This is a genomic window from Paraglaciecola aestuariivivens (assembly GCF_052983255.1).
Genome location: NZ_JBRKBA010000013.1, coordinates 1 through 23529 on the forward strand (window position 1 = coordinate 1; position 23529 = coordinate 23529).

24 protein-coding genes are annotated in these 23529 nt (G+C 39.9%); 7 read left to right on the forward strand and 17 right to left on the reverse strand.

The window, feature by feature from the left end; genetic code table 11:
• On the forward strand, positions 1–90 hold a 90-nt coding region (locus ACVCDT_RS15170; protein ID WP_447133087.1), incomplete at its 5' end, for an IS3 family transposase.
• Positions 91–192: 102 nt separating this feature from the next.
• Here ACVCDT_RS15170 and ACVCDT_RS15175 read toward each other — a convergent pair.
• The 6 genes from ACVCDT_RS15175 to ACVCDT_RS15200 form a co-directional block, all read right to left on the reverse strand.
• Positions 193–1284, reverse strand: coding sequence for a hypothetical protein (locus ACVCDT_RS15175; protein WP_447133637.1), 1092 nt, complete (start codon positions 1282–1284; stop codon positions 193–195).
• Positions 1277–2143 carry a ThiF family adenylyltransferase gene (locus tag ACVCDT_RS15180; RefSeq protein WP_447133638.1) on the reverse strand — a complete coding sequence of 289 codons (867 nt, stop codon included), beginning with the start codon at positions 2141–2143 and terminating at the stop codon, positions 1277–1279. Before ACVCDT_RS15180 ends, ACVCDT_RS15175 begins: the two co-directional genes overlap by 8 nt.
• 53 nt (positions 2144–2196) lie before the next feature.
• On the reverse strand, positions 2197–3006 hold the full coding sequence (locus ACVCDT_RS15185; protein WP_447133639.1) for a PEP-CTERM/exosortase system-associated acyltransferase: 810 nt from the start codon (positions 3004–3006) through the stop codon (positions 2197–2199).
• Positions 3003–3869, reverse strand: a complete 867-nt coding sequence (locus tag ACVCDT_RS15190) for a patatin-like phospholipase family protein (RefSeq protein ID WP_447133640.1) — start codon at positions 3867–3869, stop codon at positions 3003–3005. Before ACVCDT_RS15190 ends, ACVCDT_RS15185 begins: the two co-directional genes overlap by 4 nt.
• Positions 3870–3948: 79 nt before the next feature.
• A complete protein-coding gene (locus ACVCDT_RS15195; RefSeq protein WP_447133641.1) occupies positions 3949–4704 on the reverse strand; it encodes a YdcF family protein in 756 nt (251 codons plus the stop codon).
• Between the two features lie 33 nt (positions 4705–4737).
• Positions 4738–5754, reverse strand: a complete 1017-nt coding sequence (locus ACVCDT_RS15200; protein WP_447133642.1) for an NAD-dependent epimerase — start codon at positions 5752–5754, stop codon at positions 4738–4740.
• Between the two features lie 108 nt (positions 5755–5862).
• On the opposite strand from ACVCDT_RS15200, the gene ACVCDT_RS15205 reads away from it, so the two are divergent.
• The 4 genes from ACVCDT_RS15205 (at position 5863) to ACVCDT_RS15220 (ending at position 9705) form a co-directional block, all read left to right on the forward strand.
• Positions 5863–6642: a S1 family peptidase gene (locus tag ACVCDT_RS15205; protein ID WP_447133643.1), complete on the forward strand. Its 780-nt coding sequence runs from the start codon at positions 5863–5865 to the stop codon at positions 6640–6642.
• Between the two features lie 135 nt (positions 6643–6777).
• A complete protein-coding gene (locus tag ACVCDT_RS15210) occupies positions 6778–7479 on the forward strand; it encodes a hypothetical protein (protein WP_447133644.1) in 702 nt (233 codons plus the stop codon).
• Positions 7480–7765: 286 nt separating this feature from the next.
• The gene (locus tag ACVCDT_RS15215; RefSeq protein WP_447133645.1) at positions 7766–8608 is read left to right on the forward strand and encodes an HprK-related kinase A; all 843 of its coding nucleotides are present in this window, start codon (positions 7766–7768) and stop codon (positions 8606–8608) included.
• On the forward strand, positions 8605–9705 hold the full coding sequence (locus tag ACVCDT_RS15220) for a nucleotidyltransferase family protein (RefSeq protein ID WP_447133646.1): 1101 nt from the start codon (positions 8605–8607) through the stop codon (positions 9703–9705). The genes ACVCDT_RS15215 and ACVCDT_RS15220 overlap by 4 nt, the downstream gene beginning before the upstream one ends.
• Here ACVCDT_RS15220 and ACVCDT_RS15225 read toward each other — a convergent pair.
• The 3 genes from ACVCDT_RS15225 to ACVCDT_RS15235 all read right to left on the reverse strand — a co-directional run bounded on the left by ACVCDT_RS15225 (position 9702) and on the right by ACVCDT_RS15235 (position 14724).
• A complete protein-coding gene (locus ACVCDT_RS15225; RefSeq protein ID WP_447133647.1) occupies positions 9702–11867 on the reverse strand; it encodes a malate synthase G in 2166 nt (721 codons plus the stop codon). The genes ACVCDT_RS15220 and ACVCDT_RS15225 overlap by 4 nt on opposite strands.
• Before the next feature lie 100 nt (positions 11868–11967).
• Complete coding sequence (locus ACVCDT_RS15230) at positions 11968–12912, reverse strand: LysR family transcriptional regulator (RefSeq protein WP_447133648.1); 945 nt, start codon at positions 12910–12912, stop codon at positions 11968–11970.
• A gap of 210 nt (positions 12913–13122) precedes the next feature.
• Complete coding sequence (locus tag ACVCDT_RS15235) at positions 13123–14724, reverse strand: isocitrate lyase (protein WP_447133649.1); 1602 nt, start codon at positions 14722–14724, stop codon at positions 13123–13125.
• A 253-nt stretch (positions 14725–14977) separates the two neighbouring features.
• On the opposite strand from ACVCDT_RS15235, the gene ACVCDT_RS15240 reads away from it, so the two are divergent.
• Positions 14978–15934 carry a chemotaxis protein CheV gene (locus ACVCDT_RS15240; protein ID WP_447133650.1) on the forward strand — a complete coding sequence of 319 codons (957 nt, stop codon included), beginning with the start codon at positions 14978–14980 and terminating at the stop codon, positions 15932–15934.
• A 104-nt stretch (positions 15935–16038) separates the two neighbouring features.
• Positions 16039–17325 (forward strand): alkaline phosphatase, encoded by a 1287-nt coding sequence (locus ACVCDT_RS15245; protein WP_447133651.1) that lies wholly within the window; start codon positions 16039–16041, stop codon positions 17323–17325.
• A gap of 89 nt (positions 17326–17414) precedes the next feature.
• Here ACVCDT_RS15245 and ACVCDT_RS15250 read toward each other — a convergent pair whose 3' ends face one another.
• From ACVCDT_RS15250 to ACVCDT_RS15285, 8 genes are all read right to left on the reverse strand, one after another.
• Complete coding sequence (locus ACVCDT_RS15250; protein WP_447133652.1) at positions 17415–18113, reverse strand: VC0807 family protein; 699 nt, start codon at positions 18111–18113, stop codon at positions 17415–17417.
• Between the two features lie 48 nt (positions 18114–18161).
• The gene (locus ACVCDT_RS15255; protein ID WP_447133653.1) at positions 18162–18734 is read right to left on the reverse strand and encodes a rhomboid family intramembrane serine protease; all 573 of its coding nucleotides are present in this window, start codon (positions 18732–18734) and stop codon (positions 18162–18164) included.
• A 74-nt stretch (positions 18735–18808) separates the two neighbouring features.
• Positions 18809–19972 carry a glutathionylspermidine synthase family protein gene (locus ACVCDT_RS15260; RefSeq protein WP_447133654.1) on the reverse strand — a complete coding sequence of 388 codons (1164 nt, stop codon included), beginning with the start codon at positions 19970–19972 and terminating at the stop codon, positions 18809–18811.
• 32 nt (positions 19973–20004) lie between these two features.
• The gene (locus ACVCDT_RS15265; RefSeq protein WP_447133655.1) at positions 20005–20625 is read right to left on the reverse strand and encodes a DUF1190 family protein; all 621 of its coding nucleotides are present in this window, start codon (positions 20623–20625) and stop codon (positions 20005–20007) included.
• A gap of 8 nt (positions 20626–20633) precedes the next feature.
• The gene (locus ACVCDT_RS15270) at positions 20634–21050 is read right to left on the reverse strand and encodes a DUF350 domain-containing protein (protein ID WP_447133656.1); all 417 of its coding nucleotides are present in this window, start codon (positions 21048–21050) and stop codon (positions 20634–20636) included.
• Positions 21051–21097: 47 nt separating this feature from the next.
• A complete protein-coding gene (locus ACVCDT_RS15275; protein WP_447133657.1) occupies positions 21098–21745 on the reverse strand; it encodes a YjfK family protein in 648 nt (215 codons plus the stop codon).
• 3 nt (positions 21746–21748) lie between these two features.
• Positions 21749–22798 carry a potassium channel family protein gene (locus tag ACVCDT_RS15280; protein WP_447133658.1) on the reverse strand — a complete coding sequence of 350 codons (1050 nt, stop codon included), beginning with the start codon at positions 22796–22798 and terminating at the stop codon, positions 21749–21751.
• Positions 22799–22833: 35 nt separating this feature from the next.
• Complete coding sequence (locus tag ACVCDT_RS15285; protein ID WP_447133659.1) at positions 22834–23514, reverse strand: PspA/IM30 family protein; 681 nt, start codon at positions 23512–23514, stop codon at positions 22834–22836.
• Positions 23515–23529 lie beyond the last annotated feature (15 nt).

Consider the following 23529-nt stretch of genomic DNA (forward strand, 5'->3'; position numbering starts at 1 on the left):
ATAAAATATTACAATCACAAACGAATTAAGCTGAAACTAAAAGGCCTGAGTCCGATAGCATATCGAAATCAGGCCTTGGTAGCCGCTTAGAAATGAGTCCAACTTTACGGGGTCACTTCATGTAGCGGGCTTTTTTGTGGGTGAAATAAATAATTGGTTGCTTAACAGTTTACCCTGATTTAAATGTTTAAGTTATTCGAAACTAAGCAGATTTTCAGTGCTATGCCTATTGGTTAAGGCATCTTTAGGCAAGGAGCTAGCTACTTTGCCTACTCTTAATATCCATTGAACTTCTTGGTTTCCTAAGCCTAGAGCTTGTCGTTGCTGTTGCGCTTCTTGCTCGAGTTTAGATGGCTGCATTTTAGCGGCATTAACTATATTCAGCGGCTTTAGAGATTGGTTTAAGATCTCGGCGCTCATTGTAGATGGTTGAAATACATAGCCTTGCTCTGATAAACGCAACAAAACATGCATTAGCTGTTTAGAGGCTAAAACTTTATCGGCTTGAGACGAACCAGAGGGATAAGTAAAAATTAAAAAACTTTTGCTAGAAAACCATAACTTTTTTTGCGTGTGTTGCATCATGAAACGAGCGCCGCAGTATTTTAATAGATCAAACAGCCAGTGATAACGCTGAATGCCTCTAATTAACCAAGCGTCAGCTTTTTTTACACCTAAATTTTTCCAAGGTAACCCCTTAGGACTCTGGGTATCAAAGGCTACCGCATCCATTATGTCTGTGCCTAATGATTTGGAATACCAAATGGCGCTGTCGCAACTGGCAAAAAACGATAGAGTGCTTGCAGCGGCATCGACATGAAGCTGGCAGCCACAATGCGTTAAATCTTGTACAAACTCATCTATCGATAAGTTGATTGATTCTGGGCCAAGATAAGGGCGCCTATCGGTAAAGCGTGTAGTTAACTGTGAAAACAAGCTTGTGTCATTAGATGAAGTAGACTCGCTAACCTTAAGTGTACAGATTGCTTGTTGATTTTGATAAGGCGAGAAGCCTGCAAAATCAAATTCTAACTGGTGAGTGTAGCCAATATTTAGTAATGACTGATCTAAGTACTCTAACAGGCTGCCAAGGGTGAGTATTATAGTGTAATCATCATAGACAAAAGTATGCTTTGCTTCTTCGGCTAGATAATCAATATAAAAGCACTGGTTGGTTGAGTTAAATCTGAATCTAAAGGGCTGGCAGTTATCACCGCTCATATAAAAACGGGCGGTGTATATCACTCTTTTTGCTAGCTCTTTATCCATCATGGGTTTAGTCATCACTTAGTACTATTTTTTTGGCCAGATTAAATTTTAATTTTTGGATCCAGCCTCTGTTACCAAAGGGACACCAGGTTTTGATAAGTTTATTTTTATAGGCATCAAAATGTAGGCCATAAGGTGCTGCTACTACTTCGCCTCGGTTTAGAAGGATTTTTAATACATAAGTGCCGGCCATGCCTGCACAAAAATCTACTGACATAGGGGTAGAGGGGCCTTTTCTGGCTTTAAAGTCGGCCTTAGATTTATCAACTAAATAATCGCGCTGTAACATGCTTGGTGACAAGCCAATTAAAAATTGAATAAATTGCTCGCCTTCGGTTTTTGCATCGTTAAACCTAAAGTATTCTTCGAAATTCATTTTACCTGGCTGAAAGCATACAAAGGCCACTCCCATACCTAAAGGTGCAGCTATGACTACTGGAATGCCTTTTTCATTACATTTAGATAAAACCGTTTTACGTGCTTCTAGGGCAAAAAAATCCAGGCTATCTACGTAAATATCAACCCCATCTAAAAATGCGTCTATATTGTGTTCGAACACGCCTTCTGGGAAAGTAGTGATATTGCTTTCTGGATTGATATCTTTGGCCATGCGTTCCATTACGGCGCATTTTTCTTGGCCTATGGTAGACATAAAGGCGCCCGCTTGGCGATTGAAGTTATGAACTTCGAATTCGTCGAAATCAGAGATATTAAAATTACTTATCCCTAATCTAGATAAGGTTAATAAATGCACACCACCCACACCGCCACAACCAGCAATGGCTACTTTTTTATGCCTTAATGTTTGTTGTTCTGAATCTGTTACCCAGCCAATATTGCGAGAAAATGCGCTTTCGTAATTAAAGTCTGACACTGAGATGATCCTCTTTAAATAAGTCGAACAAGATTAAACCTAGTTTGAGCCAGTTATTTTTTGGCCGAGTGATTTAATGACTTTCTAATATCTTTTAACATTAATTGAAAACCAGGCGTTAGGTTTTTTAATAATAATGAGGGATTAATATAGTAGGGGGCTCGCTTACCATGGTATTCAATGGCAGGGCCGATTTGTTCAAATTGAATGCCTATAAAGCTCATGCTTCGTGCCAATCTTGGCTCCATCATAACAAAAGTGTGTTTAATGTCGTTTTCGATCACAATTGAAGCGGCTGATAGATATAAACCAACTGCGATAAACGGAAAACAGCGTAATTCGTTTTCTGAATACACTTGCTGGTTAATTACACCAGTAGCAGCGCCTTTAAATTTATCGGTTTGTCTTTTTCTAAACTCTTTAGGAACGGCTAGTCTAGAAATTTCACATATTTCGTGAGGTGCAAAGTCTGCAGGATTAATTTTGTCTTTGGCTATGGAGCTGGCGCAGTATTTTAATAAGGGAATAGACTCTCCCTGTTTTTGCGGTCTAACTACCCTTACTGTGCCTGAGAAACGGCCAGTTGGAATATGTTTAATTAAACAATGAGTAGAAAAAGCATCAAAATCGTCTACTTCTAGGCCATTGTTGCCAGTATCTAAAAAGTTTAATTCTTCGCAATAAACTTCGTTTCTAATGCGATAAGACTCGGTTGAGAGCTCGTCATCGGCTATAACAGGGGACAGATAAGTGGAAAAGTGACGCGCAACAGATTTAACTTCGCGATTTACAGCGTAGTCCATAGCTTTTTTCACCAAAGGCCCGATTATGGGTTTGTTGGCGTATTTCCTTAGCTTTTTCAATTTGGTAAATCCATGGTTTTTATTTGGGCCTGTATTGCCGCTTCTTCACCTTTTTGTAACCTTTTAGGGATAAACTCTAGTGCCGTTTGGTAGCCAATTTGGTACAGCTTTTCTTTGTCTTCAATCGACATATTAAAGTCGACTGGTGAGAGTTTGCCAGTGTTTACAATAATAGTATTTTTCCAGTATTGGTCTTGTACATACTCACGAGACATGGCCGTCATAAAGGTTCTAATCAACATCATCACATATTGCACTATAGGTAACCAACTTTTTTTAAAGGGCTTGTCGGTAACCTGATCGCTTTTTAATCTAAAACAAATTGATGGCGTACCATCGCCTTCCCAATCTTTAAAAATAGCATCTTCTGAGAGGATCGCACCATCTACCAATACGTGGTCTTTATAAGATTTAAAGCTGAAAAAAATTGGAATAGACATAGAAAAACGTACGGCTTTTGAAATTTTTAAATCTGGGCTGTTTTCTTTGTTAAATATAATAGGCCCGCCGCCATTTACGTCAGTGGCTAAAATATGCAGATCTTTGGTCAGGTCTTTAAAGGTTTTGCCTTCTAGTTTGTCGTCTATCCAGTTTTCAAAAGCATCGCCAGAGCTTAACCCGCCTTGTAATAATAGGGTCATCAAGCTAAATCCTCTAAACTGCCTAAAGTTGGTTTCTATGGCCAATTTACGAATTTCATCTAGTGGCATGCCCGAACAATAAAGAGAGGAAATAATAGAGCCACCCGATACCCCAACTATGTGTTGGAAATCTATTTTTAGTGTTTTAATCGCATCTAAAATGCCAATGTGAGCTGACAATTTAGTTCCACCACCAGAAAATATCGGAACTATTTTTTGCACTAAATATCCTCCTTAGATTTGTGGATTAGCCAGATTGCCTGTTATTCACTTTAACTTAGTTTTCAAGCACCTAGTTAAGTTATCGCACAAATCTTTGATAAATTAAGCCTAAATATTCGTGAATGGCTCTTTCGCTTCTGTATAGACTAGCAGCATTCGGCAAACCAGCAACTGGCTCGATGTTAATTCGGCTAAAATGTTCTACAGGTATAGGTAAAACAGATACGTTGTGTTCGGCAAAATAGTTTACTGCTCGGGGTAAATGGCTAGCAGAGCTGACTAATGCAACCTGTTTACCTTTTAGCAAACTTGCTAAGGCATTAACTTCTGTTTCGGTATTCACGCCTTTGGGGCTAATAAATATGTGTTCGGGTTTAATACCCATATAAATTAAAAAATCGCGATTATGCACAGCTTGGGGCAATGCATCGGTTTTCGCTAAAATATCGCCGGCCAAATAAATAGGTAACGGATGGGCTTGATACATTAATGCCGCTTGTAAGTTTCTCTGCATTGAGCAGTTTGGCCAGCGCGACACAAAAGGTAGGCCTTTGTCTTCAAAGTGGTTACAGGCCAATACCACTATAGCGTTGGAATTGCGCCATTGTTGAGATTGAATAGGTACTACTGGGTATTGTTCTTCAAGTGGTTTAATTAGCAGCACACTGGGATAAGTCATAGAACAAAGTAACAACCACACTAACCACAAATAGGCTATGCCATTTAGTAGTTTATTTTTGGCGTAGAGGTGGCTAAGCAATTTAAACAACACAAAGAGAGTGAAAGAATGCACCAAAGGAGAGCTAAAAGTTGACGCTATCGAGGCTAATGTCAATTGATGTCCTTGTCTTGTTTGTGCGTGTTAAATTTACTCTTGGTAAAACGTTTTATACCAGGCTACAAATTTTTCAACGCCTTGGGTTAATTGTGTTTTAGGGCTATAGCCCGTATCTTTTGCTAACGACGCTACATCCGCATAGGTAGCGGGTACATCACCGGGTTGCATAGGCAGCATTTCTTTTATGGCGTTTTTACCTAATGCTTTTTCTAAGGTTTCAATAAAGGTTAGTAAATGCACTGGATTGTGTGCCCCTATATTGTAAATTTTAAAGGGCGCTTTGCTGCTACTAGGATCTGGCTGCTTTCCATCCCAATTGGGATTAGCTTCAGCATTTTTGTCTAAAGATAACAATACACCACTGACTATATCGTCAATATAAGTAAAATCTCTATGGTGATTACCAAAATTAAATACTTTGATTGACTGCCCGGTTAATATTGCTTGAGTGAATTTAAACAAGGCCATGTCGGGTCTGCCCCAAGGACCATATACAGTAAAAAAGCGCAAGCCTGTGGTGGGTAATTGGTACAAATGGCTATAGGTGTGGGCCATTAATTCATTGGCTTTTTTACTGGCTGCATAAAGCGAGACTGGGTGGTCGACATTGTCGGTTTCGACAAAAGGTGTGCTTTCATTTGAGCCATATACCGAGCTTGATGAAGCATAAACTAAGTGCTGTATAGAATGATGACGGCAGCCTTCAAGAACATTCATAAAGCCTTGTAAGTTACTATCAACATAGGCATGAGGGTTTTCGATTGAATAACGTACTCCAGCTTGTGCCGCTAGATGTACAACCTTTTCAAAGCCAGAGGATTGAAACAAAGTTTCCATGCTTGACCTGTCGGCAATGTCCATTTTAATAAATGTAAAATTTTCTGACAGTGCATGATTTTCAAGCTCTTTTAAGCGGCCATATTTTAACTTAGTGTCGTAATAATCATTGATATTGTCTATGCCTATTACAGTGTCGCCTCGGGCCAATAATTGTTGGGTAACATGAAACCCAATAAAGCCCGCAGCACCTGTTACTAATACCTTCATTCTTTCAGCCTTTCCATTTTTGTCGCACAATGACTTATTAATCATGGCATAAACTTGTGATAATTGTGATTATACTCAGATACTTACTTGTAATTGTATTGAAACTTTATGTTTATCTCTAAAAATATCCTTAGGCCACTATTCAGCGCCATCTTGCTCACTTTAGCTCAGCCAGTTTTTGCTCACTCAGTCACAGATGTGGTTGCGCGAGTAAAACCCTCAGTAGTGGGAATAGGGCTATACGATGCTTTAGCTGCACAATCTCACCAGTTACGTGGAACTGGTTTTGTGTTTGGTGATGGCAGTTTAATAGCAACTAATCATCATGTCATTGCGCAACGTCTCGATCCGCAAAAAGTGCAATATCACATAGTGTTTGCTGGCATTGGGCGAACACCAAATATTTTTAGAGCCAAGATTTTGGCCAGCGACCCATCGCACGATCTAGCTATTCTTAAAATTGAGGGTAAGCTAAAGCCAGTCACTTTAGCGTTTGACGAATATGTAAAAGACGCCACCGCGGTACTGCTAACTGGCTTTCCAATTGGTGCGGTACTTGGGCTGTATCCAGCTACCCATAGGGGAATAGTGGCAGCCACAACCCCAGATGCCACTCCTAGTCAGCATTCTAGTCAACTAACTGTGCGTAATTTAAATCGGTTAGATCAAAGCTTTATGATCTATCAGTTAGATATGACCGCTTACCCAGGTAATAGTGGCAGTCCACTATACGATGCTCACACGGGCCAAGTAGTAGGCATTTTAAATAAAGTTTTTGTAAAAGAGTCTAAAGAAACCCTGTTGCAAAAGCCTTCTGGAATAAGCTACGCCATACCAGTTAAATACCTTAGGCAGCTTGCATTAGCTCATGGCATAGAGGTAAAATAGTAGCCTTACCAGCAACGTCTGATTTTTTTACAATTTCGTTTTAAGTATAAAAAAATATTGTTGTTTTTCAATAGCTTAATTTTAGGCATGTTATTTGCATTTTAAAAGGTAATGTGTGCAAATCAAGGAGTCACAATGAATATCGACAACCCAAAAGGATCAGAGCCTTCAGTTTCTGCTCAGACTAAAGTACGTAGAACGTTTTTAAAGCGTGCAACTGCGGGGGCGGTCTTAACCTCGTTACCGGCTCATTCTGTTTGGGGAGCGGTTTGTAGTGTGTCTGGTGCTCAGTCGGGCAACTTGTCTGGAATAAGACGCCATAAAGATTGTGAAAAGCCTGAATTGCCGGAGGGAAGATCGCCTGGTTACTGGAAAGGCCTTATTACTTCCTCAGAAAATGTTCATGGTGCATTTACTAGTGTATCTAATAGTGGTGGACCGAATAACACTTATAATCAGTCTGTTCAAGCATGTTATGTTAATGAAGTAACAAATGTTGCAAAGACTTATTCTATGGATATTCCTTCTGAGTTTATAACTCCTGATTTCATCACAAATATTTATGACTCCCTGATGGATGAAGGTCACCTTGATTATAATATGGCGGGTGTTTGGTTAAATGCTTATTTTGGTTTTGGTGGGTTTACACCTGGTGTTGCTAGTGCAAACAAAGTAGTGAGCGACCTTATTGCGTATATTATAATGCAAGAAAGAAGTGGTAATCCTGTTAATGCAGAGGGTAATGCCTTTTTTAACTTTGTTGAGGGTACTACATCTTATCAAGTTACTAGTTGTCATTCCGACCCCTTTGAACCAGAAACTCCTGAGCCAATTTAAATAGGTGGAAAAAAACAGCTTTCAACTCCATCCTTCTATTAGTTTTTCGGTAATGGAGGATGGCAGTGGTATTGCGTTGCATAGCGGCTTAAGTGGCCGCTTGGCTTTTCTAAAAACACTAAATAGTAAAATTGTTAACGGTGTTTCTACTAATACTTTATCCGAAGTGTTTTCTGAACAATATTTAGTTAGCTTATTAAATCTTCAAGAAGCTCAAGCAAAAAAGCTGATACTTTGGCTAATTGAGAACAAATTTCTTATTAAGTGCTCACTTTAAGGACTCCCTTTGCTGCTTAACTTAGGGCTATATATAGTCAATATTAATACTGACCAGCCCATAATACCTTCAATAAATGCCATTTATGGTGATGCAAAAGTTCCTGATGCCCCTGTTGATTTTGAAGTAAGATTACATGCTCCTTCGTTATTACGGCGCTATGTAAGACCCCAAGTTTCCTTTTATTGCGACCAACATACTCCTTTTAAACCGTTACCCGCGTCACAAGCTTTTGCTCTGCTTGAGTGGGGCATGAATTGGTGTATTGCTACCCATGATCACACTAGGCTATTGATCCATGCTGCGGTTATAGTCAAAGATAATCAAGCCATTATTTTTCCTGCTTCGCCAGGCTCTGGTAAAAGTACGTTATCGGCATTTATGGCATTATCAGGTTGGTCTTTATATTCAGATGAAATGGCTGTAATTGATTTAGACAATGGAACGGTTGCTCCTTTATTTAGACCAGTATGTTTAAAAAATGACTCTATAGGTTTAGTTAAAAAATGGTTTCCTAAAAGTATTTTTACCGAAACCTGTAGAGACACACAAAAAGGCGATGTCGCCCATTTAAAAGGCACTACTTGGAATGATTTTGTTAACTATTCTGCGGTTGATATAGCAGCTGTAGTGTTCCCTAAGTTCCAGAAAGATACTCAGCTTAAGATCTATTCAATAAATCAATTACAAGCATTTGAAGGCCTAAGTGAGCACTCATTTAATTGTGGCGTGTTGGCAAATTTAGGGTTTAACTGCATTGATAAAATCATTAAAAATACGGCTTTATTTGAAATTGAATATAGCGACTTATCTGAAGTAAAAGCCTTTTTAGAAGATGAAATTATTTCATGAGTTTATTTAACAACCAACAGCTTGCAAAGTTCTTAGTGCAACCTAAAGAAGCGCAAAGTTTGTCTTTAGATGAGTGGGCTAAATTAATTTTAATCTTAAGAGAAAGTAAATTATTAGCATCTTTATATCACAGTTCGTTAAATTATGGTTGTTTTGAACACTATCCTCAATATGCACAAAAACACCTTTTGTCCGCTTCAATTCATGCTAAAAGACAAAACTCACAAGTTCATTTTGAAAGTGAAAATTTAAACGAGTTATTAACTTCTATTAATGTACAACCCATATATTTAAAGGGGGCTAACTATATTCTGAGGGAAAGTAGAAATAGCTTTGGCCGAATGGTATCTGATATAGATATTTTAGTTAATAAAGACGAGCTGGACATAGTTGAAGCTAAGTTAAAATCCATGCTGTGGAAATCTGATAAAATCTCAGATTATGATGAAAAATACTATAGAAAATGGGCACATGAAATCCCACCTTTATATCATGTACTTAGAAGTACAGTATTAGACGTTCACCATAACCTTTATTTACCTATAAGTGGTCGTTCGCCAAATGTCGCACTTTTTTTAACAAATAATGTGGTATGCAAAAATGGTAGTACTGTTTTAGGACCTGCTGAAACTGTATTGCACAGTATTATTCATTTGTTTTTAAATGAAGATTTTACCAATGCTTTTAGAGACCTATTCGATCTTTATTGGTTAATTGAAGAATATGGCAATAATAGTTTTTGGCAACAGTTGCATTCACTGGCTCAAGAAACCAAGTTTGAAAAAGAGTTGTACTATTGTCTGGCATTATTAATTAAAGTTTATGTTATTGCGCCACCCTCAATTTATGCATTATTAGTAGCTAAGTTTGAAAATCCAAGGAGTCGATTTTTTATTGAGCATATTTTATATAATGCGATTACCCCCAAGCATAGCTTACTGGATAATTTTTATATCAAATCAGCCAGAGCCCTCATATTCTTGAAAGGACACTGGCTAAAAATGCCATTGCACATACTAATAAAGCATTTAGCAATAAAGTCTTACTTTGGCATTGTAGAGTTTATTTTTGGCAAACACTTTTTAGATAAAGACTAACCAGTAAGCTTTTGCTTTAATTCCCTTCTTTTCTCATGCAATAACGGCTCTGTATAGCCATTTGGTTGTTCGTGGCCTTTAAATATCAGTTCTTGCGCGGTTTTAAAGGCAATGGAATCTGCTGTGTTTGGAGTCATGGCTGTGTAGTCTGGGTCGTTGGCATTTTGTTGGTCTACTAGCTTGGCCATAGTTTGCATAGATGCGTCGATTTGCTCTTTGCTTATCACTTTGTGCATCAACCAGTTTGCAATGTGCTGACTCGAAATACGTAAAGTTGCGCGGTCTTCCATCAGCCCGACATTGTTGATATCTGGCACTTTAGAGCAGCCAATGCCTTGATTCACCCAACGTACTACATAACCTAGTATGCCTTGCACATTATTATCTAACTCTCTTTGTATTTGTTCTGCTGTTAGCACTTCGTCTTTTAACAGCGGGATATCTAACATTTGTTTTAACAATTGTTCGGGTTGTCCGGTTATAGATTGTCGAATATCAAACACATTTTCTTGATGATAATGCAGGGCGTGCAGCGTGGCGGCAGTAGGCGAGGGTACCCAAGCTGTATTGGCTCCCGAACGAACATGGGCAAGTTTGGCTTGCATCATATCGGCCATGTTATCTGGTGTTGGCCACATGCCTTTGCCAATTTGTGCTTTGCCTGATAGACCAGATTGAATACCGGTTATTACATTTGATTGTTCGTAGGCGTTTAACCAAGGGCGGGTTTTAATGCTGGCCTTGCTAGCAAATGCACCTAGGTGCATTGAGGTATGGATTTCGTCACCCGTGCGGTCTAAAAATCCTGTGTTAATAAATACCACGCGATTTTTGGCTGCTTGAATACAGGCTTTTAAATTAAGACTGGTGCGTCTTTCTTCGTCCATTAAGCCCATTTTTAATGTGTGGCAAGGAATATCCACAACAGACTCAATTTTGCTAAACAGTAAGTCGGCAAAGGCGACTTCTTCTGGGCCGTGCATTTTAGGTTTAACTATATATACACTGCCAGCTTGACTGTTTTTAAATTTAGTATTGCCAAGTAAATCGTGTTTTGCGATTAAGCTGGTTACTAAGCCATCCATAATGCCTTCGTAAATAGGCTGGTCGTCAAACAAAATGGCATCGGTTTGCATTAAGTGACCTACATTACGCACAAACATTAAACTTCTACCAGCTAAACTAAATGGCTGATCGGTAGGAGATAAGTATTCTCTGTCTGGGTTTAAGCGGCGCACTTTTTGATTGTCACCACTGCCAATGGTGGCGGTTAAGTCACCTTTTATTAGTCCGAGCCAATTTTTATAAACTAAGGTTTTATCTTCAGCGTCTACTGCTGCCACTGAATCTTCACAATCCATTATGGTAGTCAGTGCCGACTCTAAAAGAATGTCTTTAATGCCTGCGGTATCTTGTTGACCAATTTGATGTTGTGCATCAAATTGAATTTCGGCATGAATATTATGATGCTTAAGTAAAATGCTAGCGGCTTGGTTTTTATTACCTTGATAACCCACAAATTGTTTTGGATCTTGTAATTCCACTACAGAATCATCGGCTAAGGTCACCTTTAGTTGGCCGCTGTTAATGTCATACTTTTTACTTTGACTATGGCTACCCTTTGTTAAGGGCGCTATGGTGTCTAACCACTTGCGAGAATAATCTATTACCTGTTGGCCGCGTTTAGGGTTGTATCCTTTAGTGGCAGTTTGTTCCTGCGCAATCACATCAGAGCCATACAAGGCATCGTATAAACTGCCCCATCTGGCGTTTGCTGCGTTTAGGGCAAATCTAGCATTATTGATAGGTACCACTAATTGCGGGCCAGCCATCTGGGCTATTTCGGGATCCACATTTTGGGTGTCTATTTGTACTTCTGCTGGAACAGGTTGCAAATAACCTATCTGCTGTAAAAAGTCTGTGTAGTCATTTAACTCAAGGTTTTGCTGAGTTTGGCAATATTGGTCTATTTGTTGTTGTAATTTACTGCGTTTGAGCAATAAGGCGTTATTTTGTTTAAGCAGCTCGGGTAAGCATTGCTCAAATTTTTTCCATAATTCATCTGGGGATATCTGTAAGCCAGGTAATACCTGTTGCTGAATAAATTGGTTGAGTTGATTGGCAATCTTGAGTCGCCCAATAGTGGTGTAGTCAGTTCGCATTTTTTTGCCTTAAATCTTGCAATAGAGGGTCAGTTTAGGTGTATTAGTTTATTAATATTAGTTTATGAAATTTATTTTCTATATTCATATGAAAAATGGGTTAAGCCGAATTTAAGTCTACCCCTACTTCGGTAATTAATCGTCTTAGCCATATATGGCCAACATCGTGTTGAAGTAGTGCGCTCCATGCCATTTTAAGGGCAATAGGGGGGATATCAAAAGGTGGCTCTAATATTTGTACTTCAGGATCGTTTTTATATAGGTTGGCCGCTCGACTCGGTAAAGTGGCGACTAGGTTTTGTGCTTTGGCTAATTGCAACGCCACATGGTAATGACGAGTAAAAACTCGGATATCTCTTTTTTTGCCTATTTTGGTTAGCTCGGCATCTACCCAGCCCAATTTTTGCACTTCGTTAGGATCAATTCCTACGCCCACCCCAAAGCCGGTTTTACTCACCCAAATGTGTTTGGCTAACAAGTATTTGTCGAGGTCGAAGTTTTCTACAATAGGGTTGTGGCTATTGACCATGCAAGAAAAGGTGTCGTACCAAATTACCTTTTGATGAAATGACAGAGGCAGCTCATCAAACCTGTTGATAGCCATATCAACACGGCCTTGCTCTACATCATGAAAGGTCACATCGCTAGGGGTTATTAAATCTAGGGTAATATTAGGCGCGAGTTTGTTGATACGTCTTATGACTTCCATCAATAGGGTCGATTCAGCATAATCACTGGCCATAATCCTAAAGGTACGCTCACTTTCTAGTGGATTAAATTCGGTGGCCGGTTGAATGGTGGTTTCGAGTTTAGATAACACATCGCGAACAATGGGTTGCAATTCAATGGCACGCTTGGTGGGGGTCATGCCTTCACTGGTTCGTACTAATAACGGATCGTTAAACAGATCGCGCAAGCGTTTCAGCCCATTGCTCATAGCGGGTTGAGTGATGCTAAGTTGATTGGCTGCTTTAGTGACGCTGCCTTCTCTAAGCAGTACATCTAAGTAAACCAACAAGTTTAAGTCTACTTTAGCAATATTCATTGTCGCTATCTCTTTATTTCTTTATATCCTGATGATGAATGTTATCAGCAAAAAAGCTTAAAACCAGAATTAAAATTAATTAATAAAAACAAAAGCTTAGTGATTTGGTGGGTTAATGAACAAATTTAATAAGTTAAAACTTGCTGCATATTAGATTGATTTACTAAATAAAAGCAGCAAGACGAGTTAGCCTTGCTGCTTTTAGGTGTTTTAAGCACTAAGATCAAATTGATTCATAGTGTTGTCTTCACCCGAGGCTTTTAACGCTTGCTCGCCAGAGAAGTACTCTTTGTGATCATCGCCTAAGTTTGAGCCCGCCATAGCTTGGTGTTTAACACAGGCTAAACCTTGACGAATTTCTTGGCGTTGCACACCTTGTACATAAGCCAACATGCCTTGCTCACCAAAATATCCTTTGGCTAAGTTATCTGTAGACAAGGCGGCAGTATGATAGGTCGGCAATGTAATCAGGTGATGGAAAATGCCTGCTTCACTAGCCGCATCGGCCTGGAAGGTTTTTATTTTCTGATCGGCTTCTGCGGCCAATTCAGACTCATCGTATTTGGCAGCCATCAACTCAGCTCTGCTGTAATCTGATACATCTTTGCCTTGCTCTTGCCATGCATCAAATACTTGCTGACGGAAGTTTAGGGTCCAATTAAATGAAGGTGAATTATTGTAAACTAACTTAGCATTTGGCACTGTCTTGCGTATGGCACTAACCATGGCACCTATTTGGCCCACATGCGGTTTTTCGGTTTCTATCCAAAGTAGGTCGGCACCATTTTGTAATGATGTAATGCAATCAAGTACCACACGGTCAAAACCGGTATTGTCTTTAAACTTATACAGGCCGTTAGGTAAACGTACCGGTTTAACCAGTTTGCCGTTTTGTTTTAGAACCGAATCACCTTCAGCTAAGTCGTTGATATCGTTAACTTCTGTGGTTTCTAAAAAGGCATTGTACTGAGCAGCTAAGTCTCCAGGCTTTTGTGACACTGGCAGCTTTTGGGTTAAGCCTGCACCTAAAGAGTCTGTTCGCGCTACTATTACTCCATCATCTACCCCTAGCTCTAAAAATGCGTAACGTACCGCATTAATTTTGGCTAAAAAGTCTTCGTGAGGTACGGTAACTTTGCCGTCTTGGTGGCCACATTGTTTGGCATCTGATACTTGGTTTTCTATTTGAATGCAGCAAGCACCGGCCTCAATCATTTTTTTAGCTAGCAAGTAGGTGGCTTCTTCATTACCAAAACCCGCATCTATGTCGGCAATAATAGGCACCACATGGGTTTCAAAGTTGTCTATTTTATTTTGAATTTCGCTAGTATCTGCACCTTGTTCTTTGGCTTTGTCTAGTTCGTTAAATAAATCGCCTAGCTCTCTTGCATCGGCTTGACGTAAGAATGTGTAAAGCTCTTCAATAAGTGCAGGTACAGAGGTCTTTTCATGCATAGATTGGTCTGGCAAGGGGCCAAATTCAGAGCGCATAGCTGCTACCATCCAGCCTGACAAATACAAATAGCTTTTATTAGTGGTGCCTTGATGTTTTTTGACTGCCAACATTTTTTGCTGACCAATAAATCCATGCCAGCAACCTAGCGATTGTGTATATTGACTAGAGTCAGCATCGTACTCTTGCATATCTTTGCGCAAGATAGCAGCGGTATATTTAGCTATGTCTAAGCCGGTTTTAAACCGATTTTGCGCTTTCATTCTGGCTGCATAGTCTGGATCTATGGCATTCCATGTCCCTGCTTTTGTCGCCTTTAATGATGAAACTTGTTGGATATCTTGTAGATACTGTGACATATGAGTTGTCCTATAAATGTTTACTAAGGTCCAATACAACCGATTGTTGGATACTAGGTTGCTGCTGATAATCATCCTATAAGCTTTTTTTTCATATTAATAATCTATAAGAATCATTTTCGACATAAATTTTGTGAATGTTGAATGGCCTGACTGTATTTAAAATTAGATATTGTGTTGGCCTAGGACTACCCTTAGCCCATGATCAATTCTAAGATTTTGTGTATTTGTTAACTTTGCATTGGGAGAGCGTATGTCTGACCTAATGACTTCTATAGATCAACGCACACAATTGGTAGGCGAAAATCGACTTGAGTTATTGTTATTTAAACTAGGTACCCGCCATACCTTTGCCTTAAATGTGTTTAAAATTAAAGAAGTTATGACAGTGCCAAGTATGCAAAAGCTGCCAGGCTCCCACGAAAATCTAGCTGGGGTTATTCATTATCGTGGGGCAACTATTCCGGTGATTGACTTAGGCTATGCCATAAAAATGCGCAAAAAGGGGCAAGACTTTACTCCTGAAAATGTCATTATTACTGAATATAATAGAAGTGTGCAGGGCTTTTTGATTGGTCAAGTTTTACGAATTATCAATACTTCTTGGAGCGATATTCAGCCCCCTCCACAATTTGCCGGCCAAAATCATTACCTTACCGCTATTTCGCAGCAAACAGTGGATGGGGTACCAGCCTTGGTTGAAATCATAGATGTTGAAAAGGTTTTAGCTGAAATTATTGAATACGATACTAGTATTTCTGAGCAGGTATTAGATTTAGAGGTATCTGGCCAACTTAAGGGTAAAAAGGTTTTAGTGGTAGACGACTCTGCAACGGCAAGGTGGCAAATAAAGGCGACTTTGGGGCAATTGGGGGTTGAGATCATTGAGGTACAAGATGGGCTAATTGCATTAAACCTACTAAAAAAGTGGGCTGCTGAAGGTAAAGATATAACAGATGAAATTATTATGATGTTTACTGATGCGGAAATGCCCGAAATGGATGGCTATAGATTAACTTCAGAAATTCGCAAAGATCCTCGTATGAGTTCATTGTTTATTGTGCTAAATACCTCTTTAAGTGGCAGCTTCAACCAGGCTATGGTTGAAAAAGTTGGCTGCGATCGGTTTATTTCTAAATTCCAGCCTGATCTTTTGGTTGAAGTTGTACAAGACCGCATGCGCGAAATCTTAGGTCATACCACTAATTAACCCGCAGCCGAGTGAATTGTTTAATCAAGGCTAAACACCACGCCCTTTTCCTGCGTATAATAGGCGCAAGTTTTTGATAATACTCTTTCATCAATGGAGAGCAGATGAAGTACGTTTTTTGTTTTTTATGTAGTTGTATGGTGACCTTTGTTTTTGCCAAACCCACACCCAAAAATATTATTGTGTTAGTTGGAGACGGTATGGGACCGGCCTATACCACAGCTTATAGAATGTACGCTGATGATCCTGCCACAGCAGAAGTTGAAAAAACCGTGTTTGATCGACTGCTAGTTGGTATGGCTAGTACCCATCCAGATATAGGCACCGGGTATGTCACAGACTCAGCAGCCAGTGCAACAGCCCTGTCAACTGGCGTTAAAAGTTATAATGGCGCCATAGGGGTTGATGTAAATAAGGCGGCGGTTGAAACCGTTTTAGAGTTAGCCAAATTAAAAGGTTATAAAACCGGTGTGGCTGTAACATCACAAATTAATCATGCTACGCCAGCAAGTTTTAGTACGCATAACGAGAGTCGGCACAACTACAATGAAATTGCTGATAGCTATTATGATCTAAAAGTAAATGGGCAGTTTACTTTAGATGTAATGTTAGGCGGTGGATGGAAGTATTTTATTCGTGAAGACCGCAATTTAGTTGAGCAATTTAAAGCGGCGGGATATCAATACGTAGACAGGCTAAATAAACTAAAAGATGTTGAGCCTAATGGCCCACTTTTGGGCTTGTTTGCTGACACTGGTATGCCTTTGGCGCTAGACAGTGAAAACCAACAAAGACTGCCTTTATTAACTCAAGCTGCTATTCGTCAGTTAGAAAATGACAAAGGTTACCTATTAATTGTTGAAGCCAGTCAAATAGATTGGGCGGGGCATGGTAACGATATCGCTTCGGCCATGGCAGAGATGCATGACTTAGCCTTAACCCTAGAATGGCTTGAACAGTACCTTGTAAAAAATCCTGACACCCTGCTGGTTGCCACTGCCGACCATAGTACAGGTGGGCTAAGCATAGGCGCAAACGGAGTATACAGCTGGCATCCTGAATGGCTAAAACAAGTTAAAGCTTCACCTTATGCTATAGCTAACGAATTACTCAAAGCAAAAAATAAAGGGCAAGTAGCCAGTGACTTATTAGGCTTTGAGTTAAGTAAAGAAGAAGTGGCGAGTTTAGAGGAATTAGAAACCGAAAACGCCAGACCTTATGTGAAGGCCATTTATAAAATTTTAGATAACCGCACTAAAACGGGTTGGACAACCACAGGGCATACTGGGGTAGATGTGCAAATCTTTGCTAAAGGACCAGCTAGTGAGCAGTTTAGTGGGCACTTAGACAATACGGACATTGCTAAAAAGGTTATTGCGCTTTTAGATTAACGATAAGCTGGAATGATTCAGCTCAAGCAGATACAAAAAAAGGATAGCTAGTTTTACTTGCTATCCTTTTTTTTAACCAAATTTTGAGATTAAACGTCGGCCAAAAAGTGCTCTAAGTCTTGACCTGTGAGTTTTTTAATTTGAGAAAAAATATACCAAAGGGCGGCAATTAACATCAGCATACTCGGGATCACTATCACTGGGTAGCTCAATGCCGTCATTCTGCCTAATTCCTCGGTGTAAGCTGTGGTGCCTGGTGGGCTAACTAAAATAACTTTGGCCAAAATATAATTAAGTGCAGCCGATAAAAAGAAGGAGCCCGCTACTATATAAGAGCTAATGGCTAACTTTTTTTCGAATAGGGCTGTTGTACCTTTGTTTTCTAGTGACTGGCTTAGGTTTTGCCAGTTAACAATTTGTTCGTTAAGCACAAAAACCTTTAACAAAGGTTTGCTGGTTCTTTGGGTAAATAATACTGCTAAGCCAATTATGGCGGGAATGCTGGCTTCTTTAATTGCAATGTATTCAGCGGGTAATTCCAACAAACTTATGCCACCGGTTAAAAATACACTCACAATACCCAGTATTGAAAATGGATTCACTTTGGCTGTTTGTTTGAGATCCCAAAGGCCGTAACCTATAGGAAATATTAATGCGGCCACTATGCTCCAAGCAGGGCCTAAATATTCTTCGCTACTAAGGTTAGTTAAAATCAATACAGGAATAACAATATTAAAGGCTAAATTGCCCAATAATCCTGATTGTTTTTGTGGTTTATTTTCTGACATTTTTTACCTGTGCTGACAAAGCTATTTGGGTCATATTATATGCGTTTTCTATACAGAGGGCGATGACTTTGCCCACAATTTGGCGGCTAATAACCCAACAATAAATCCAAATAAATGAGACTCCCAGGAAACAAAAGGGGTGGCTGGTAAAATTCCCCAAATTAATCCCCCATAAAAAAAAGCCACTAGTAGTGAGATTAAAATTAGTTTAAATTTTTTGCTTAACAAACCTGCTAATAACAAATACCCAAAATAACCATAAATTACTCCACTGGCACCTAAGTGGGTAGCGGGCCTGGCAAATAACCAAACCAATACCCCAGTAAATATCACTATCCATAGGCTAACAAGCACAAAACGTTTTAAACCGTACTGCAGTAATAAATAGCTAAAAATAGCCAGTGGAATGATGTTCGAAAAATAATGTTGCAAACTACCATGCAACAAAGGCCCAAAGATAATGCCCTTTAAACCGGGCACATAGCGTGGGATCAGGCCAAATTGATTTAACATGCGCCCAGTCAGCAAATTTAATATTTCAATAATACTTAGCAACAAAAAAATACTTAGTACTAACTGAACTTGTTGTTTAGTGGCAAAAGCCGGGTGCTTTGATGTCATTGATAATTTGTGCTGAATGATAAAAGAGTGCAATAAGTGTGGCTGAAAATATGATGAATAGGCATGTCAAAATGTCACAAAATAATATGCGGTAAATAACGTGACATATCTTGGGTAATAGGCGAAAGATCTTCTCTAACCGAAATGCCGGCTGCTTTATCATTCACTAGCCACGAGCCTATGAGCGTGTGGTTTTTAGCAAATTTTGGTAGTGCATAATAAGCTTGATAGATAAAGCCTTCGTCACCATAGGGTCCATCAGCAGACAGCGTGGTTTTACCGTTTTCTAATACGCTAACATTGGCTCCTTCTCGAGAGAAAATGGGTTTTTTAACGAGTTTTTGCTCTGTGGCTAAGGCTAGTTCATCTTCAAAATAAGCCGGCAGCAAATTAGGGTGATGGGGGAACATTTTCCACAACATGGGCATCAAGGCTTTATTGGATAAAATTGATTTCCATAGTGGTTCTATCCAATTGACTTGTGCTGGCACTATAGCTTGGGAGAATTCTTCGCGTTGCATAAACTCCCACGGATAAAGTTTAAATAAGCTTTGAATTTTATGATTTTGTAAGTCGCTAAAGCTGCCATACTCGGCTAAACCAATATCTTCAATAAACACAAAGTCAGTGCTGAGCCCGGCTTCTTTTGCGCAATCTTGAAGGTATTGAACTGTGCCTCTGTCTTCGTCTGTATCTTGGCAGCAAGCAAAGTGCATTTGCTCAATTTGATAGTGCTGAGCAATGTAGCCAAAACGCTGAATGAGTTTTTCTTGTAATGAATTAAATTGGTCGGCCTGCTTGGCGATTTTGCCAGCATTAACTTGTTCTTCTAACCACAACCATTGCCAAAATCCCGATTCATATAATGAGGTAGGGGTGTCGGCATTGTTTTCATAGAGTTTGGCAGGGCCTTTGCCATGATAAGCAAAATCTAAGCGTGAATATAAACTTGGATCTTGTTGTTGCCATGATTGATAAATAGGTTGCCAAAAGGCCGGTGGAATTTGAAATTTGGCTAACAGCTCTTCACTATTAACCACTTTCTCTACCACAGCTAAACACATTTGATGTATATCTTCACTTGGGGCTTCTAAATCGCGCTCTATCTGTTCTAACGAAAATTGATAGTAGGCAGATTCATCCCAATAGGCTTGGCCATGCATAGTATGAAACTTAAAGCCAAATTCATTAGCTTTACGTTTCCAGTTAGCGCGCTCGCTAATTTCAACTCTAAACATAAAGGTAAGACACAATTAAGGAGTATGGGTTACTAACCACCCCAGCCGCCTTTTTTGCTACTGCTGCCCCAACTCGACTTGGCTCTCACGCTGCTTCCAAAGCCTCCACGACTCATAGTTTTAGTCACTGTGGGTTTAGGTTTTAGGGCTTTTTCGCTTACCCGCATATTGCGACGACGGTAATCACCAAAATCATAGCCATCTGCACCTATCCATCTGTGTCGATAATGCGAGTAGGGTGAATAAGAGGTAAACATGGGTTGAGAATAATAACCCCTTGGAGACATTAAGTTACTCAACATGTAACCAGCCATAAAGGGCATAAAAAACGAACCGCTACCACTGCTATTTTGTACTACATGGCATTGGTTATTGCCAAACTCTGCTTCACAGTCGTTTTTTGAATTGTACTTAGGACCGGTGCGCTCTGCTTCTACTAAAGCATCTTGATAGGCAGTTTGACACTGCTGAGCAAATTCTGGATTGGCATCAGTGCAATCTTCTACACTAGTGTAAACCGTGGCTTCTTGTTTATTACCACAGGCAGATAAACAAATGGCCGCTACACCTAAGGCTAAAGGTTTTACACTAAAGCACTTGCGCATAGTGCTTAGGTTAATTGTTTGACTACGTTTGATTTTATTAGGTTGCATGGGCACTCCTAGTAACTCATACAAGCGGCATTTAGCAGCCCAACAGAAATCGATAAGGCAGCTAAAATGGTGCCAGCCGACAATTCATTTTTGTCGATTCTTTCGGCAATTTTAGGCATAAAAGTAAAACGTAAAAGCGCAAAAGCTAAAGACTGAGCAATGATGGCTACTAGCCCCCAGATCACAAAATCGATAAGAAATTCAGAATTAGAGGCTGCCCCAGCTAAGGCAATACTAAAGCCAACCATAGCCCCGCCAAATCCCACAGCGGCAGCTTGATTTTTATGCACTTTCACTAATTCCCATTCGTTATGCGGGGTGACAAAGGCGTAAACAATTTTAAATACAAATAATAACAAGATGGAAACGGCAAAATACAACGCAAAGTTGCCTAAGCCCGAGATTGAATTTAATACTGCGTCCATTTTTTATCCTTTTTAGTTAAGTATTTTTAAGGTGAAAGTGAATAATATTATCCGTTAATACGTATATCGGCTTGGGCGATATCAAAGCCGGTACTGATAACTAAACATCGATCAAAATTATTGTTGATTAACTTTTCTTCTGCGCTGACTAACAAGGTTTCATTTAAATCATCAGCCAGTTGACGCTCATATAACATCACAAATTGATCGGTTTCGCTAATATCACCGTCTTCTTCATAAGTTTGTTCGGTCATAGCCACAGGCGGAGACTCATCGCCCACCGCATCCCATACTCTTTGATATTGGTGCTCTTCGAGTTGATAGCTAGGTTTAGACACCTGCTGGGCAATGGTGTCTTTCCACTGAGTTTCTGAACCAATGGTTTTAGTTTGGTAAAAATACCAGAGTTTTACGTCGGTAATGTGATTCTCGGTGTCTCCACCATCTAGCACCACTTGTAAAAATGCATCGTCATCGGTGTAAAACCTTAATATTTTTCCACCTGTGTCTAAATGCACTTCACCTACGGCTTGAATAATATGTTGGCTAGCTGCTTTCTCTATCATTAACTGAGGCTCAATTAAGCGCAGTTTTAGCGGATCAAGTTCAAACGAACCACCTAAATACAAGCCCATAATTTCAGGCGCTTTAACTTGCGGTGCTTGGTCTTTTTTGCCAAAAAATTTACTAAACATAACTTAGGCCTCGATAAACTTTTGCCATTGCAGGTTTCTAATGCGTTGGTCGGCAATGTAAAACACTTTATCACCAGGGTTTACCGTCATCTCTAGATCTGGATTCACCTGAATATTAAGTTTGTCGCTCGATTGGCTAACCCCAATTAAAGTGGCACGATAATCAGTTTTAAGGGTATTAAATAATGTGGCTACTGTTATGGCGGGTGTGTTTGCCGGCACTTTAACCGAATACTGTGCAGGACCCTGGTTAACATCGAGCAAGTCGTGATGCAATAAACTCGAACCCGGGTCAAAAGCCGACTTAGCTAACATTTCTACTGCCACGCTTGGGGTACATTCAACATTTGGACAATGTTTTTGCAATAAACCCACTAGGCTTTCGTCGTTAAAATAAGCCACCATTTGAGCACTTGGATTGCGTTGGCTGCAATATAAGGCCGTGGTCATGGTTAAGTCGTCTTCTGGGTTATCCATTAACACTACAGCTGCACTATCAATGCAGGCTCGGTCCATTTCTTCGTCTTGATTAAAAGAGGCGACTTTTACAAATTCAATTTCGTTAGGTAAGGGGTTAGTGATATCAGCTCTCACACATAACACTATAGTTGGCTTATCTTCACTAGATGCTCGCTCGCGCAGCAATAATTCTAATAACCTAATAGTGCGTTGACCATTCCAACCTAACACCAAAATGTGACCTGCCACATCTAAACTTTTCAAACCTCTTGCTCCTTTTTGCCATTGGTTAGACACCCAACTTGCAATTCGCCCTAAAACTAAAGCAAAAATACTTAAACCCAAGGGGATCACATAAAACGAGACTAAATATTTGCCGGCACTAGTAGTGGGTGATAAATCACCGTATCCAACTGTAGAGCCTGTGACAACTAACCAATAAATAAAATCTGTAGATTGGGTGAGGGTTTCTTCACCTGCCCAAATTAATAACAACCAGCTGGTAGAAGCATAAAAAAGAAGCGCCAGTACAATACTGTACCAGCGCATCTCGGCAAATACTCTCACCAACATTTTACGTAATTTTGGAAACATTCTTTGCCTTGTTTAACTTAACTCAAATAAAGCCTTTATTTGCCTAATATGCGGCTAAGTTCGTCGTCTGCTGAACTTTTACCCCCGGCAATACCGGCTTCTGCCAAACGCTTACTTAGGTCGTCGCTAGACTCTTCGCTGGCCAATTCTTCGGCTGCTTGTAACTCAGCATTGCGTAAGTTTTGTTTTTCTTGAATTCGCGAAAGCGACTCAGTGGCGGTTTTCATTTTACTGTTGGCACCTAGATGGCGCGACGACACCGCAACTTGGGCTTTTTGAACCGACTCAGTGGCCTTTACCATATCTACCTGCTGCTCTAAGCGCTTTAAATTGGCTTTGGCTTGGTTGATATTTGCGGCAAGTTGTTTTTCTGACTGCTTAAATTGGTCTAAATAAGATTGCTCAGCGTCTTGCTCTGCACGTAGGTCACTAACTTTCTGTGCACAATCTAGTGCCAGCTGACGATCAGACTCTACCGCTTTACGCGCGTGGGCTTCGTATTGTTCAATTGAACTTTGCAAGCTATCTACTTTTTGTTGCGCAAGTTTGCACTTGGCTAATATTTGCGTGCGAGCGTGGTCTGACTTTCGTAATTCGTCTTTGGCTTCACGAATTTCTTGTTCAAGAATACGAATGGCCTGACTATCCACTACTGATTGTGCCGCTTCAGTGGCGCCGCCTTTAACGGCTGTAACTAACTTTCTCCAAACTGACATATTCTTTCTCCTCAA